General features: G+C 38.4%; 13 protein-coding genes. 12 read left to right on the top strand and 1 reads right to left on the bottom strand.

What is annotated here, in order from left to right; translation table 11 throughout:
* Positions 1-19 precede the first annotated feature (19 nt).
* The 7 genes from BFJ97_RS11385 (at position 20) to BFJ97_RS11355 (ending at position 6,502) form a co-directional block, all read left to right on the top strand.
* A complete protein-coding gene (locus tag BFJ97_RS11385) occupies positions 20-967 on the top strand; it encodes a SpoIVB peptidase S55 domain-containing protein (RefSeq protein WP_068984759.1) in 948 nt (315 codons plus the stop codon).
* 356 nt (positions 968-1,323) lie between these two features.
* Positions 1,324-2,115, top strand: a complete 792-nt coding sequence (spo0A, locus tag BFJ97_RS11380; protein ID WP_068984758.1) for a sporulation transcription factor Spo0A — start codon at positions 1,324-1,326, stop codon at positions 2,113-2,115.
* A gap of 500 nt (positions 2,116-2,615) precedes the next feature.
* Positions 2,616-2,981, top strand: coding sequence for a hypothetical protein (locus BFJ97_RS11375; RefSeq protein WP_139114424.1), 366 nt, complete (start codon positions 2,616-2,618; stop codon positions 2,979-2,981).
* Positions 2,982-3,125: 144 nt separating this feature from the next.
* Positions 3,126-3,503, top strand: coding sequence for a PH domain-containing protein (locus tag BFJ97_RS11370; RefSeq protein ID WP_068984756.1), 378 nt, complete (start codon positions 3,126-3,128; stop codon positions 3,501-3,503).
* A 91-nt stretch (positions 3,504-3,594) separates the two neighbouring features.
* Positions 3,595-3,789: a hypothetical protein gene (locus BFJ97_RS11365; RefSeq protein WP_068984755.1), complete on the top strand. Its 195-nt coding sequence runs from the start codon at positions 3,595-3,597 to the stop codon at positions 3,787-3,789.
* A gap of 423 nt (positions 3,790-4,212) precedes the next feature.
* Positions 4,213-5,784, top strand: a complete 1,572-nt coding sequence (locus BFJ97_RS11360) for a DUF342 domain-containing protein (RefSeq protein ID WP_068984754.1) — start codon at positions 4,213-4,215, stop codon at positions 5,782-5,784.
* A complete protein-coding gene (locus BFJ97_RS11355; protein ID WP_068984753.1) occupies positions 5,777-6,502 on the top strand; it encodes a glycerophosphodiester phosphodiesterase in 726 nt (241 codons plus the stop codon). The genes BFJ97_RS11360 and BFJ97_RS11355 overlap by 8 nt, the downstream gene beginning before the upstream one ends.
* Positions 6,503-6,686: 184 nt before the next feature.
* Here the strand turns inward: BFJ97_RS11355 and BFJ97_RS11350 are convergent, their stop codons facing one another.
* Complete coding sequence (locus tag BFJ97_RS11350; protein ID WP_068984752.1) at positions 6,687-6,923, bottom strand: DUF2627 domain-containing protein; 237 nt, start codon at positions 6,921-6,923, stop codon at positions 6,687-6,689.
* Positions 6,924-7,221: 298 nt separating this feature from the next.
* Here BFJ97_RS11350 and BFJ97_RS11345 point away from each other — a divergent pair, with 298 nt between their 5' ends.
* From BFJ97_RS11345 to BFJ97_RS11325, 5 genes are all read left to right on the top strand, one after another.
* The gene (locus BFJ97_RS11345) at positions 7,222-8,316 is read left to right on the top strand and encodes a Leu/Phe/Val dehydrogenase (RefSeq protein ID WP_068984875.1); all 1,095 of its coding nucleotides are present in this window, start codon (positions 7,222-7,224) and stop codon (positions 8,314-8,316) included.
* 160 nt (positions 8,317-8,476) lie between these two features.
* Positions 8,477-9,904 carry a dihydrolipoyl dehydrogenase gene (gene lpdA, locus BFJ97_RS11340; RefSeq protein ID WP_068984751.1) on the top strand — a complete coding sequence of 476 codons (1,428 nt, stop codon included), beginning with the start codon at positions 8,477-8,479 and terminating at the stop codon, positions 9,902-9,904.
* 83 nt (positions 9,905-9,987) lie between these two features.
* Positions 9,988-11,004 carry a thiamine pyrophosphate-dependent dehydrogenase E1 component subunit alpha gene (locus BFJ97_RS11335; protein ID WP_068984750.1) on the top strand — a complete coding sequence of 339 codons (1,017 nt, stop codon included), beginning with the start codon at positions 9,988-9,990 and terminating at the stop codon, positions 11,002-11,004.
* On the top strand, positions 11,004-11,987 hold the full coding sequence (locus BFJ97_RS11330) for an alpha-ketoacid dehydrogenase subunit beta (protein WP_068984749.1): 984 nt from the start codon (positions 11,004-11,006) through the stop codon (positions 11,985-11,987). Before BFJ97_RS11335 ends, BFJ97_RS11330 begins: the two co-directional genes overlap by 1 nt.
* Before the next feature lie 300 nt (positions 11,988-12,287).
* Positions 12,288-13,631, top strand: a complete 1,344-nt coding sequence (locus BFJ97_RS11325) for a dihydrolipoamide acetyltransferase family protein (RefSeq protein ID WP_068984748.1) — start codon at positions 12,288-12,290, stop codon at positions 13,629-13,631.
* Positions 13,632-13,759: the final 128 nt, after the last annotated feature.

The raw sequence follows: 13,759 nt of genomic DNA, 5'->3' as shown, positions 1-13,759 counted from the left end.
AATGAAAAGGAGGTGTCGTATGTATCGTCGTTGGCGTCAATTTGTCATTTTGCCTATGCTCATCGTTTTATTGTTCATGCCCGTACAGGCTTTTGCCGCCAAAAAGCTTATTCCGATGGGCGAAGCAATTGGAATTCAACTTCAGTTATCACATGTTTTCGTAGCGCATGATGTGCTATTAGCTTCCAATCAATGGATGAAGGGAGGCGCTGTTATTGAAAAAATAAATGATATTTCTGTAAAAACACTTGCAGACGCCAAAAAAGCTGTTGCTCAGCAGGGACAACAGAAATGGACGATAAAAAGTGAAGGAAAAGAAATAACGCTGGATTTACAGGAGAAAGAAGCAAAACATGTTATTTCATTTTTAAAAGATGAAACAGATGGAGTAGGAACATTGACATACATTGATCCAGAGACAAAAAATTACGGTGCATTAGGCCATCAAATCGTCGATTCAACCTTACAAGAAGCCCCTGTTTTTCATGCTGGTTCCATTTTCTTAGCTTCGATTCAACAAATTCGTAAAAGCATACCTGGTCAACCCGGCTATAAAATATCCTCCATTAAAAAACATCAGGAACGATTAGGGAGTATAGATAAAAATACAGTTTATGGAATTTTTGGCCGTTGGGAAGACGGTTATCCACAAAGTTTGCCTAAAGCAATTGAAATTATGCATGAAAAGGATATAAAGAAAGGGAAAGCTGAAATTTACACCGCGATCGAGGGCAGTAAGGTGGAAACTTTTACAATTGAAATAACAAAGGTCGAAAATGAACGCCTTGAATTCATAGTATCTGATGAAAAGCTCATTAAAAAAACAGGTGGTATTTTGCAGGGAATGAGTGGCAGTCCTATCATTCAAGACGGTCGTTTTGTAGGTGCAGTTACACATATGTTTGTGGAGGAACCTAAAAAAGGCGCAGCAATTACAGTAGCAGAAATGTTAAAAAAATCATCATGAAAGAATGGAGCTACCATACCATATGGCGGCTCCATTCTTTCATGAAAGTGCTATTTATTATTTCGTTCTCCAAGTATTTCGTTTATTTATGAAGGGATTAGCGATTCTTTAAAAAAACTGTAGTTATATCTCAATTTTTTCACTAAAATAATTAGTAGTAGCAAACAACGATTTGTTAATATTTATCATAACTTGTCGATAAAAAAAGAAATTATCGGACTACATACTCATTTTTGGAAATAGAAAAGGTTTTTAAAACAAAAATGTCGAAACTTCCACAGTGTGCTAAAAAATGCATAAGGGGTAGTGTGACGCTTTGTGGTGATTCAAAGCAAAGTTCAGAAGGAGGAATTGAAATGACAAAGGTAAAAGTAGCAATTGCAGATGATAATCGTGAGTTATTGAAAACGATGGAGCAGTATTTTCAAGGGCATCCGGAAATTGAAATAATTGCAACTGCTTCAAATGGTAAAGTTTGTTTGCAAATGTTGGAGGAATTTAAACCAGATATTTTGCTGCTAGATATTATCATGCCGCATCTTGACGGGTTAGCTGTATTGGAGTCAATGTATCAAAATGAACAAATGTCATCTGTTCAAGTAATAATGTTAACTGCTTTTGGTCAAGAAGATGTCATGAAACAGGCTGTAGACTTAGGTGCGTCCTATTTTATGCTTAAGCCATTTGAATTTGATCAATTGGTTCAAAAGATTTTAAACTGTGCAGGACAGAAGGCAACACTTCCGAAAAAGACAAGTGTTTTACAACCGGCAGCACCTCAAAAATTAAATCAACATCAATTGGATAGCACGATCACAGCTATTATTAAGGAAATCGGCGTTCCTGCGCATATTAAAGGATACTCTTATTTGCGAGAGGCTATTCAGATGGTGTTCGAAGATATCGAGTTATTAGGCTCTGTGACGAAAATTTTATATCCAGAAATCGCTAAAAAATTCAATACAACTCCATCACGAGTTGAACGCGCGATTCGTCATGCCATTGAGGTCGCATGGAATCGTGGCAATTATGAATCGATTTCGTCGATGTTTGGTTATACCGTACATCATTTAAAGTCGAAGCCGACAAATAGTGAATTTATCGCAATGATTGCAGACAAGATTCGCATCGACATGATGGCTAGTTAAACGTTGTTTTAAATGAAATTATAGATGTCAGACGTTACTGAGAATGATGGTTAAGCTAATTAATTATTGCACTTATACTACTACTATGTAACGCCTTTTTAGACAGTTTTATGCCGACTGTTTGAGGGGGCGTATTTTTTTATGCTTCAAAGTTTCAATGCATGTATCAAGAAAGTATTTCGATTTAATCAAAGTACCAGTCAAAAATTTCATTGTTTTTGAAAACTCAGCGCATTTCCTGATTTTGAGGAATGTGGTGAATTTGAAAGTATTATCGAAAATATCAAAACTGCCACAAAAATACTTTAGATTTAGAATGTAAAAGGCTATATGATAAATTACTGCATTTTTCATGTCTAAAAATCAATACTTAGTATTATATGGTGCATTTTTCCTTGGAATCTAAAAGCGCCTACTTTTCTACTCATCACCAATAGTTGTGGATGATATTTGCTAAAACGTATGTCATATATATAGGTTGATTGGAGCGAGCAACGCGAGTGAAGCGGCTCATCAGACGCCCCCAGGAAGCTCTGCTCTGCGCGAAAGCGAAGCGTCAGCAGCAAATGTTTTATCTGTGCGAAAGCGAAGCGACAGCAACAAATGTATTATCTGTGCGAAAGCGAAGCGACAGCAACAAATGTATTATCTGTGCGAAAGCGAAGCGACAGCAACAAATGTATTATCTGTGCGAAAGCGAAGCGACAGCAACAAATGTTTTATCTGTGCGAAAGCGAAGCGACAGCAACAAATGTTTTATCTGTGCGAAAGCGAAGCGACAGCAACAAATGTTTTATCTGTGCGAAAGCGAAGCGACAGCAACAAAGCGCTCAGTCGGAACGGAAATCAACCACACGTTATGGTGATGAGCTTATTTTTATTTTCCTTATCGATGTTTCCTGCTTATGATCGAGTTTTAAGCATTTGGAGATTACCTGTAACGTATTGAATGTATGGAAAATTAATCTCATATTTTAAATAAAGAATGAACATTTGAAGGGGGAATTGAAATGGGGTTATTTGATGGAATTATAGGTAACGCAAGCGAAGTAAATTTTGAAAAATTACAAGAAGAAGTGAAAGATTTATTAATACCGAATGAGACAATTAAAAATGCATATAAAATTATAAGGGATACCTTTATTTTTACGGATAAAAGACTTATTTTAATCGATAAACAAGGAGTAACAGGAAAGAAAACGGAATATCATTCAATTCCATATAAGAATATTCTTCATTTTTCAGTTGAAACTGCGGGAACATTCGATTTAGATGCTGAATTAAAAATTTGGGTTTCAAGTAGTCAGATCCCAATACAGAAACATTTTAATAAATCGACTAACATCTATAAAGTTCAAAGTGTATTAGCAGAATATGTATTAGGTTAGTTATAAATTTTAATGGTCAACAGTTTAAATCTAAGCTGTTGATTCTTTTTATTGATTAGTAATCCGTTATAATTGAACGAGGTGATAATATATGAAAAGCGTAAACTTTCAACTTGACGATAACAATTCGTTAGAGATAACGCAGGTAGAGAATAATTTATATGAAGTCCGACTAGGAATTAACGGGAGCATGAGCATTTACTATATGACGCGAGATCAACTTCTAGATGTCGAACAACTAGGCGGTCATATTCGTATTGAGACTTTTTTTCCTCCAGGTTTATAATGAATCATCGAGTACTGATGGTGAAAAACTTACTACATTTACGACAAGAGGGAATAACTCGTAGCCTTATTATTCTTTCATTTAGTCTGTTTATAATACGTATTTCTAGTATTGAAGACGTATGCAGGGTCATAAAAATTATGATAGAAAGATTACATATTGTATGAATTAATTTGTGATTTAGTAAATATCCCTATTATTCACAATGATTACCTGTTGTAATAAAGGTGTAAATTTGTCATTTAGTAAAAAAATACCTTTATTATAGTCTGTATTGACTAACGAAGGTGAGGAAAATGGAATGGGTGTGTACATGTTTTACTGATAAAGTAGGTATATTTTCTTCATCAGTAGTGACAATTGTCTCTAAACAAATGTAAATAGATTGTATATACTTACAGTTAGAAGAAAGGAGGAGGTAGCTTGATACTAGTTCGAAATGATAACTTCGAATTATCAGAAGAAAATGGCAAGGTATTTATACTTACATACAGTGCTGGTTTCCCATTAAAAGAATTTGATAGTATTTTACGAAGTCATCCCCGACTTAAATTGTCTAATTTTTCAATATTAAAGAATGTTTTAGCAACAGCAAATACAAACCCTGTTGAAATTGGTCGTTGGCTTCCGAATGTTGAAGCAGAAATTGCACGAGATAAAATGTCTGCCTCTATATTTATAAATGAAACACATGATTTTATTTTAAAGAATAAAGAAAATTTGACTCGGCAAATTTTGGAAACTCTCGAAAACGAAGGAATTGTCCACGGAATTTTAGATTTCGATATTTCAAAGATTGAGCCAGGAAAAGCATTTTTAATTGCTCAAGGAACACATCCTGTAACAGGAACCGATGCACAAATTACATATTTACCTAAACCCGAGAGAAAGCCGTTAATTAGCGAAGATGGGAAAGCTGATTATTATGACATGAACTTTATTTCTGAAATTTCCGAGGGTTCATGGCTAGGCGAGAAAATCCCTGCGACATTAGGTAAACCAGGACAAAATGTACTAGGTGAAATTATGGCTGCTGTACCAGGTCGAGATTTTCCTATACGGTACGATAAAAAATCAGCTTATGAAGTGGAAGAGGATGGAAAAGTTGTAATCCGTTCGAAAATAGCTGGAGTATTAGATGATGTTAAGGGCATGATTGGTGTTAATAGACATTTGCCAATTCATGGAGATGTTGGCGTTGAAACAGGGAATCTCGAATTTAATGGCTCTCTTAGCATAAAAGGAACAGTTATATCGGGTTATACAGTCATTGCTACTGGAGATATTTCCATTGAGGGTGCTGAAGGTGTAAGCGGTGCCAAACTAATTAAATCCATTGAAGGTGATGTCTACATTCGAGGAGGAATTTTTGGCCTAGGATCAACTCTTGTAGAGGCAGGCGGCAATATTTTCGTGAAGCATGTTAATGAGGCGAATTTAGTTGCGGCTGACAGTATTCATATAGGATCATATGCATTGGGATCACAGCTCTCTGCACATTCTATCTATGTGGACGAACGAAAAGGGAAAATAATTGGTGGTCGTGCAGTAGCCAAGAATACAATCGTCACTGCCATCTCTGGGAATCGTTTAGAGCGTCGGACTGATTTAATCATCGAAAGCATCAATAAACAGGAAAGCTATTCCGTTATACAAGGGAAGGCAACGCATCTGAAGCAACTGCAATTAGAAATTTCAGAGCACGAGACGAAAATTAAAAACTTACTACCATTCCTTAACCAAATGTCTAAGGAACAGATAGCTACATTTGAGGAAACAAAACAAGGCTTAGCCAAATTGAAGGCGGAAGCGGCCACACATGATCGTGAGATTAAACTAGCGATGGATGAAATGCGTCATGCTGGGAAAGAGGAAATTATTGTGAAAAAGGAAGCTCATCCTGGTACCTTTATTCAAATTGGTAAAAAATCATCTTTTTTAAGTAAAATGACAAATGGTAAATTCTTAATTGAATTTGGTGAGTTAAATGTCTAAAGAATCGTTCATTCCAGTATTTGCACACCGTGGGGCTTCAGCGTATGCACTTGAAAATAGCTTTAAGGCATTTGAAAAGGCATTAGAGCTAGGGGCAGATGGCATTGAATTAGATATCCAGCTTTCAAAAGAAGGAATTCCGGTTGTGTATCATGATCCACAGCTGTCAAGATTGGTTGGCATCAATAAACTTGTGAATGAATGTACGATAGAGGAGCTATTAAGCTTTAAACTTGGAAAGCCATGGAAGCGATTATTTTCAACGTATAAAATACCAACGTTTGATCTAGTTTTAGCATGGGCAAATTCGCAACAACTACCCTTAAATATCGAATTAAAATCGACAGTCCTAGATAATAAAAGCGCACTCATTCAAATACTTCATGATCTTACTTTTCCTGTAGGTAGCCATTTTTCATCATTTCACTACGAGCTACTGGAGATTGTAAAGCAATATAAGCCAGAATATGAAACAGCACTTATCGCAACAAAGAAATTAAAATGGGATTTGCTCAGTGATTATAAAGCTATTGACAGCGTGCATATGCATAAAAGGTATTATAAACCTAGGTTTATAGAGGCGTGTGTAGCAAGTAATAAAGCATGTCGTTTTTATGCGATTGATGGTAATGAAACATTTTTAACGAATCCGCATCCAGCCGTAATAGGTTGGATTACTGATTATCCTGATAAAGTAATTGCGAAACAGCAACGTTAATCCATTTCACCTTGACGTAATTGTAGCTGCCGCTACGCTTTCGCACAGATAAAACATTTGTAGCTGCCGCTGTGCTTTGTTACAGAAAATATTTGTGCTAACGCTGTGCTTTCGTTACAAAAAAATATGTAAGAAAAAAATAGCTATCCAGTAAGTCTGTCGTGACTTATTTGGATAGCTATTTTTATTTTTTTTGGAAGCGCGGGGCCACTTTTCCATTTTTTCGATCGCGATGAAGTAAAAATCCTGCGAAAAAGCCAAAGCCAATAACAAAGAAAATAATGCCAACGACGAATTGCAGCCATAAAAATGGGAAAGGTGAGATGAGCTTACCAAATAATGTATCACGCATGAATTTAATGCCACCCGCAGCCATAAGGCCTGGAATAAGCATTACAATAAATGCAGCAAAACGAGCCATGCATGTCCCTCCTTATACCTAACTTTAATTGTACCTGTGGATATTGGAATGTCAAGGAAGCTAGTAAATCTATGTAACGGATGAACCTTACTGCGAGTAAAATATAAACCTAGTAACTATAACTGAATGTTTAGAAAATTCTTACTTAAACAAGAAAGTGTAATAATAGTTGATAAATTGCGAAATTGTGAGTATTGTAAAAATATATGGAGCAATATTATCCATTGTTAAACATTTATTATACGAGTTGGGATGGGCATTTGGGGATGCACTTTCCAAAGCAAAGGGGCGAGTTTTCATGGAAATCTTCAAGTATATGGAAAAGTATGATTATGAACAATTGGTATTTTGCCAAGATGAAGCATCAGGGTTAAAAGCGATTATCGCGATCCATGACACAACACTTGGACCAGCACTAGGCGGGGCACGTATGTGGACATATGCATCAGAAGAAAATGCAATTGAGGATGCATTGCGTTTAGCACGAGGGATGACCTATAAAAATGCTGCAGCTGGTTTAAACCTTGGCGGTGGAAAAACGGTCATTATCGGTGACCCATTTAAAGATAAAAATGAAGAAATGTTCCGTGCACTAGGACGATTCATTCAAGGGCTAAATGGTCGCTATATTACAGCAGAAGATGTTGGTACAACAGTGACAGATATGGATTTAATTCATGAGGAAACAAATTATGTAACGGGAATTTCTCCGGCATTTGGTTCATCAGGAAACCCATCTCCAGTAACGGCGTATGGAGTTTACCGTGGTATGAAAGCAGCGGCAAAAGAAGCATTTGGATTTGATTCACTGGAGGGACGTACAATTTCTGTACAAGGGCTTGGAAATGTTGCCTACAAGCTTTGCGAGTATTTACATAATGAGGGGGCAAAACTTGTTGTTACAGATATTAATAAAGCGGCAATTGATCGAGTTGTGAATGATTTTGGTGCGACTGCTGTGGCACCAGAGGAAATCTATTCACAGGAAGTTGATATTTTCTCACCTTGTGCATTAGGTGCCATTTTAAATGATGAAACGATCCCGCAACTAAAAGCAAAGGTTGTCGCTGGTTCTGCCAATAACCAATTACAAGATTCTCGTCATGGCGATTATTTACATGAATTAGGAATAGTTTATGCACCTGATTATGTGATCAATGCAGGTGGTGTAATTAATGTAGCTGATGAATTATATGGATATAATAGTGAGCGTGCGATGAAGCGTGTTGAAGGCATTTATGATAGCATCGAAAAAATCTTCACTATCTCTAAACGTGACGGCATCCCGACATATGTAGCGGCTAACCGTTTAGCAGAGGAACGTATTGCTCGAGTATCAAAGTCTCGTAGCCAATTCCTGAAAAATGAAAAAAATATTTTAAACGGTCGTTAAGAACCGCATAGTCGTTGAAAGAAGTCGCATTGTTGACTTCTTCTACCTTTAAAATGGTAAATGAATAGCTTTCAATGAAGATAAGCTAAAGCTCGACACATCTGAATGTGATTGAAGCGAATAGGATGCTTTAGCATTTTTCTCATAAGGGGGAATCAATATGGCTCAAAATTATGATGTTGTCATTTTAGGCGGAGGTACAGGAGGCTATGTTGCAGCGATTCGCGCTGCACAGTTGGGCTTGAAAACAGCCATTGTTGAACGTGAACGTCTAGGTGGAACATGCTTGCATAAAGGTTGTATACCGAGTAAGGCCTTACTTCGAAGTGCAGAAGTGTATCGAACGGCAACTAAAACATCCGCTGAATATGGCGTAAATATTGAAGGGGTTACATTACAATTCGACAAAGTGCAGGCTAGGAAACAAGCGATTGTTGAGCAATTGAGCCAAGGTGTGAATACACTGATGAAAAAAGGTAAGATAGACGTTTATCAGGGAACAGGGCGAATTTTAGGACCGTCCATTTTCTCACCAATGCCTGGCACTATTTCAGTTGAAATGGCGAATGGTGATGAAAATGAAATGCTTGTACCAACAAATGTTGTCATTGCCACAGGTTCTAAACCAAGAGGAATGGCAGGGCTAACAATTGACGGTAAATATGTGATGAACTCTGATCATGCACTGCAAATGGAAGAACTGCCAAAGTCATTGTTAATTGTGGGCGGAGGAGTTATTGGAATTGAGTGGGCTTCGATGCTTTGTGATTTTGGGGTTTACGTAACAGTCATAGAATATGGACCATCCATTTTACCTGCGGAGGATACAGATATTGTAAAAGAAGTAACGAAGCAGCTGGAAAAAAGAGGAGTCCGTATCGTGACCAATGCTCGCTTAGATACGAGTACCTTGAAAATTGAAAATGATAACGTTTTCATTTCTGCAAAAGTCAATGATAAGGAAGAATTATTTGAGGCAGACAAATTATTGCTTTGTGTAGGGCGTGAAGCAAATACACAAGGTATTGGATTAGAAAATACAGAGATAGAAGTTGAAAATGGGTTTATTAAAGTCAAAGATTCGTATCAAACAAAGGAATCACATATGTATGCCATAGGGGATGTGATCGGTGGCTTACAATTAGCACATGTTGCTTCACACGAAGGGTTATCTGCAATTGAGCATATTGCAACGGGTAAAACAGAGCCACTTGATGTTCTAAAGGTTCCAAAATGCGTTTATTCGTACCCTGAGGTTGCAAGTATTGGCTTAACAGAAAGTGCTGCACAAGCGCAAGGTTATACATTGAAGATTGGTAAGGTTCCATTCAAGGCGATTGGAAAAGCGTTAGTTAATGGAGAGACAGATGGCTTTGTAAAAATTGTTGCTGATGAAGAAACGAATGATATTTTGGGTATTCATATGGTAGGACCACATGTAACAGAGTTAATTGGAGAAGCATCACTTGCCAAATTACTTGATGCTACGCCGTGGGAAGTTAGTCAGGCCATTCATCCGCATCCGTCACTTAATGAGGTGTTAGGAGAATCAGCTTTAGCAGTTGATCATCGTGCTATTCATTTTTAAAATTCTACATTTCATCACTAAAGTATTATCATGAGTGATCTTAAATGCTTTAGGTATTTTTTTAATACGAAAGGGGTGTTCGTATGCAAGATGTTCAAATCAAGCATGAGGATTTAGGTTTATCAAATGAAGATGTACTTGCAATGTTCGAAACGATGTTAATGGCAAGAAGACTAGATGAACGTATGTGGTTATTAAACCGTTCGGGAAAAATTCCGTTTGTTATTTCTTGTCAGGGACAGGAGGCAGCACAAGTAGGAGCAGCCTTTGCACTCGATAATAACAAAGATTATATTGCACCGTACTATCGTGATATGGGTGTTGTGTTACATTTTGGAATGACTCCAAGAGAATTGATGTTATCAGCGTTTGCCAAAGCAGAGGATCCTAACTCCGGTGGCCGTCAAATGCCAGGACATTTTGGACAAAAGAAAAATCGTATTTTAACAGGTTCTTCACCAGTTACTACACAAGTTCCACACGCGGTGGGAGTAGCTCTTGCGGGACGTCTACAAAAAGAAGATTTTATTACTTTTGTTACACTCGGTGAAGGTTCTTCAAACCAAGGTGATTTCCATGAAGGTGCGAATTTCGCGGGGGTTCATAAGCTTCCAGTAATTATCATGGTAGAAAATAATCAATATGCAATTTCTGTGCCAGTTGAACGTCAATTAGGCTGTGCGAAAGTGTCAGATCGTGGTATTGGCTATGGGATGCCAGGTGTTACGGTTGATGGAAAATGTCCGTTACAAGTGTATAAGGTTGTCAAAGAAGCGGCAGATCGTGCACGTAATGGTGAAGGGCCAAGTCTAATAGAAACAGTGACTTATCGTTTAACGGCACATTCTTCGGATGATGATGATCGTCAATACCGAACTGCGGAGGATATAGCAGAAGGAAAGGCAAAGGATCCCGTGCTGTTATTTGAAAAGTATCTATTGGATGCTGGAGTTATGACAGAAAAAATACGTGCTGAAATAGAAGACCGGATCATGGCTGAGGTGAATGAAGCTACAGATTATGCAGAAGCTGCTCCGTATGCAATGCCAGAGCACGCTTTGAAATACGTATATGCACCAGTGGACGGAGGTGACGTGTAATGGCAGTGATGTCTTATATTGATGCGATTACATTAGCGATGAAGGAAGAGATGGAACGTGATGAGCGTGTTTTCATTTTAGGAGAAGACGTTGGTCGCAAAGGCGGGGTTTTCAAAGCGACAACAGGCCTTTACGAGCAATTTGGTGAATATCGTGTGCTTGATACGCCTCTTGCAGAGAGTGCCATTGCAGGAGTTGGTATTGGGGCTGCGATGTATGGTATGCGCCCGATTGCCGAGATGCAATTCGCTGATTTCATCATGCCTGCCGTTAACCAAATCGTTTCTGAGGCAGCAAAAATCCGCTATCGTTCGAATAATGATTGGTCTTGCCCAATGGTTATTCGTGCACCATTTGGTGGAGGTATTCACGGAGCACTCTATCATTCGCAATCTGTAGAGGCACTTTTTGCAGGAACACCTGGCTTGAAAATTGTTATTCCATCCACACCGTATGATGCAAAAGGCTTGTTAAAAGCAGCAATCCGTGATGAGGATCCAGTACTATTTTTCGAACATAAACGTGCTTATCGACTCATAAAAGGTGAAGTGCCAGAGGACGATTACACATTACCGATTGGTAAGGCAGATGTTAAGCGTGAAGGGGAAGATGTTACTGTCATTACGTATGGTTTAGCTGTCCATTTTGCATTACAGGCAGCTGAGCGTCTAGCAGCAGACGGGATTTCCGCGCATATTCTTGATCTACGCACGGTATATCCACTCGATAAAGAAGCAATCATTGAGGCGGCAAGTAAAACAGGTAAAGTTTTACTAGTTACTGAGGATAATAAAGAGGGCAGCATTATGAGTGAGGTTGCAGCAATCATTGCAGAGCATTGTTTATTTGAGCTTGATGCACCAATTCAACGCCTAGCAGGACCAGATGTTCCGGCGATGCCGTATGCACCAACAATGGAAAAGTATTTCATGATCAACCCTGAAAAAGTAGAACGCGCGATGCGAGAACTAGCTGCTTTTTAAAACAAAGGGCAAACTTCTGTATATTGGTGGTTTTATTCACTAAGTGGCAGGGATACTTAGTGAAACAGTTAAAGCCTCGGACGGATAAATAGATTTTGGCTGGAATGAACGTTGCTTACTAGTTTCTGCGATGACCCACCTAAGCAAGTGCGATAGGAGATGAAACTAGTAGCTATTTATGATAAGTCATAATCTGCACAATTGTTTATCTACGCGTAAGTGAAACAGTGTCGTTGTCAATGCTATAGCGGTGCGTCAGGTGCAATTACGCCTAGGCATAATTGATGGGAGGAATAGATGATGGCGATTCAAAATATTACAATGCCTCAGCTTGGCGAAAGCGTAACAGAGGGTACGATTGAAAAGTGGCTTGTAAAGCCAGGTGATACAGTAAAAAAATATGATCCACTAGCAGAAGTTGTAACTGATAAAGTAAATGCTGAAATTCCGTCTTCTTTTGAAGGAGTTATTACAGAACTACTTGCAGAGGAAGGGCAAACATTACCTGTTGGAGCAGTCGTTTGTTGCGTTGAAATAGCAGGTGACAGCGAGCTACCTCCTCCGCCTTCACCGAAAAAATCAGCAGTAAGCACAGCAATTTTAAATGCTGGTGTACAAAAGAAGCAAGAGGTTCAGCCACCAACAACAGCTTCGGTAGTAGCGCAAAAAACAGTTCGACAAGATAAAGTTCGCTATTCACCAGCGGTTCTTCGACTTGCACAAGAGCATGATATTGCACTTGATCAAGTCACAGGAACAGGTGAAGGAGGTCGTATTACAAGAAAAGACCTCATGAAACTGATTGAAGCAGGAAATATACCAACTTCCCAAGTTGAAACTTTGACTACGGTCCATACAGCTGTTGAACAGCCTACACCAGTTGCTGTACCTGCTTCACTGGAGAATGCTAAACCAGCCACACCGGCACAGCCTCTTCAAGCAGGTGATATTGAAATTCCAGTAACAAAGGTGCGCCGTGCCATTGCGAATAATATGGTGCGAAGTGTTCATGAAGTGCCGCATGCATGGATGATGATGGAAGTAGACGTTACTGATTTAGTAGCATATCGCGATAGCATGAAGACGGAGTTTAAGCAAAGAGAAGGCTTTAATATTACGTATTTTGCTTTCTTTGTAAAAGCTGTCGCGCAAGCTCTAAAGGAATTCCCAATGATGAATTCTATGTGGGCAGAGGACAAAATTATTCAAAAGCATGACATAAATATTTCCATTGCTGTCGCGACAGATGATGCATTATTTGTTCCTGTTATAAAACACGCTGATGAAAAATCCATTAAAGGTATTGCCAAGGAAATTCATGAGCTTGCAGCGAAAGTGCGTGCTGGAAAACTGACGATGGATGATATAAAAGGTGGTACATTTACGGTAAATAATACGGGTGCATTCGGCTCTGTTCAGTCGATGGGCATCATTAATTATCCACAAGCAGCAATTCTTCAAGTGGAAAGTATTGTAAAAAAACCGGTTGTTTTACCTGGTGGCATGTTCGCTGCACGAGATATTGTGAATTTATGTTTATCTTTAGATCATCGAGTTCTCGATGGACTTGTTTGTGGTAAATTCCTAAATAGAGTAAAAGAAATACTCGAAAATACAAATAAATCTTCAACGTCAGTCTACTGATGACTTGTCGGAAACCTGTTGTATAACGGTTTCCGAATTTTTTTTGCTTTTCCAGTCGCAATTTGTCATGTAGAATAAAAAATAGAAACTACTAAGGGGGGAAGCTGATTAAGCGTCCGCATGTCAAA

Source organism: Lysinibacillus xylanilyticus (genome assembly GCF_001708185.1).
GTDB lineage: Bacteria > Bacillota > Bacilli > Bacillales_A > Planococcaceae > Lysinibacillus > Lysinibacillus xylanilyticus_A.
Note: the sequence above shows the minus strand (reverse complement) of the source record. Positions and strands in the feature narration are given on the sequence as shown.

Excerpts from the sequence above, each read along its gene's own strand:
- BFJ97_RS11350 (WP_068984752.1), bottom strand. The coding sequence starts at position 6,923 with ATGGCTCGTTTTGCTGCATTTATTGTAATGCTTATTCCAGGCCTTATG.
- BFJ97_RS11325 (WP_068984748.1), top strand. The coding sequence starts at position 12,288 with ATGGCGATTCAAAATATTACAATGCCTCAGCTTGGCGAAAGCGTAACA.
- BFJ97_RS11330 (WP_068984749.1), top strand. The coding sequence starts at position 11,004 with ATGGCAGTGATGTCTTATATTGATGCGATTACATTAGCGATGAAGGAA.
- BFJ97_RS11370 (WP_068984756.1), top strand. The coding sequence starts at position 3,126 with ATGGGGTTATTTGATGGAATTATAGGTAACGCAAGCGAAGTAAATTTT.
- spo0A (WP_068984758.1), top strand. The coding sequence starts at position 1,324 with ATGACAAAGGTAAAAGTAGCAATTGCAGATGATAATCGTGAGTTATTG.
- BFJ97_RS11385 (WP_068984759.1), top strand. The coding sequence starts at position 20 with ATGTATCGTCGTTGGCGTCAATTTGTCATTTTGCCTATGCTCATCGTT.
- BFJ97_RS11345 (WP_068984875.1), top strand. The coding sequence starts at position 7,222 with ATGGAAATCTTCAAGTATATGGAAAAGTATGATTATGAACAATTGGTA.
- BFJ97_RS11365 (WP_068984755.1), top strand. The coding sequence starts at position 3,595 with ATGAAAAGCGTAAACTTTCAACTTGACGATAACAATTCGTTAGAGATA.
- BFJ97_RS11355 (WP_068984753.1), top strand. The coding sequence starts at position 5,777 with ATGTCTAAAGAATCGTTCATTCCAGTATTTGCACACCGTGGGGCTTCA.
- lpdA (WP_068984751.1), top strand. The coding sequence starts at position 8,477 with ATGGCTCAAAATTATGATGTTGTCATTTTAGGCGGAGGTACAGGAGGC.
- BFJ97_RS11335 (WP_068984750.1), top strand. The coding sequence starts at position 9,988 with ATGCAAGATGTTCAAATCAAGCATGAGGATTTAGGTTTATCAAATGAA.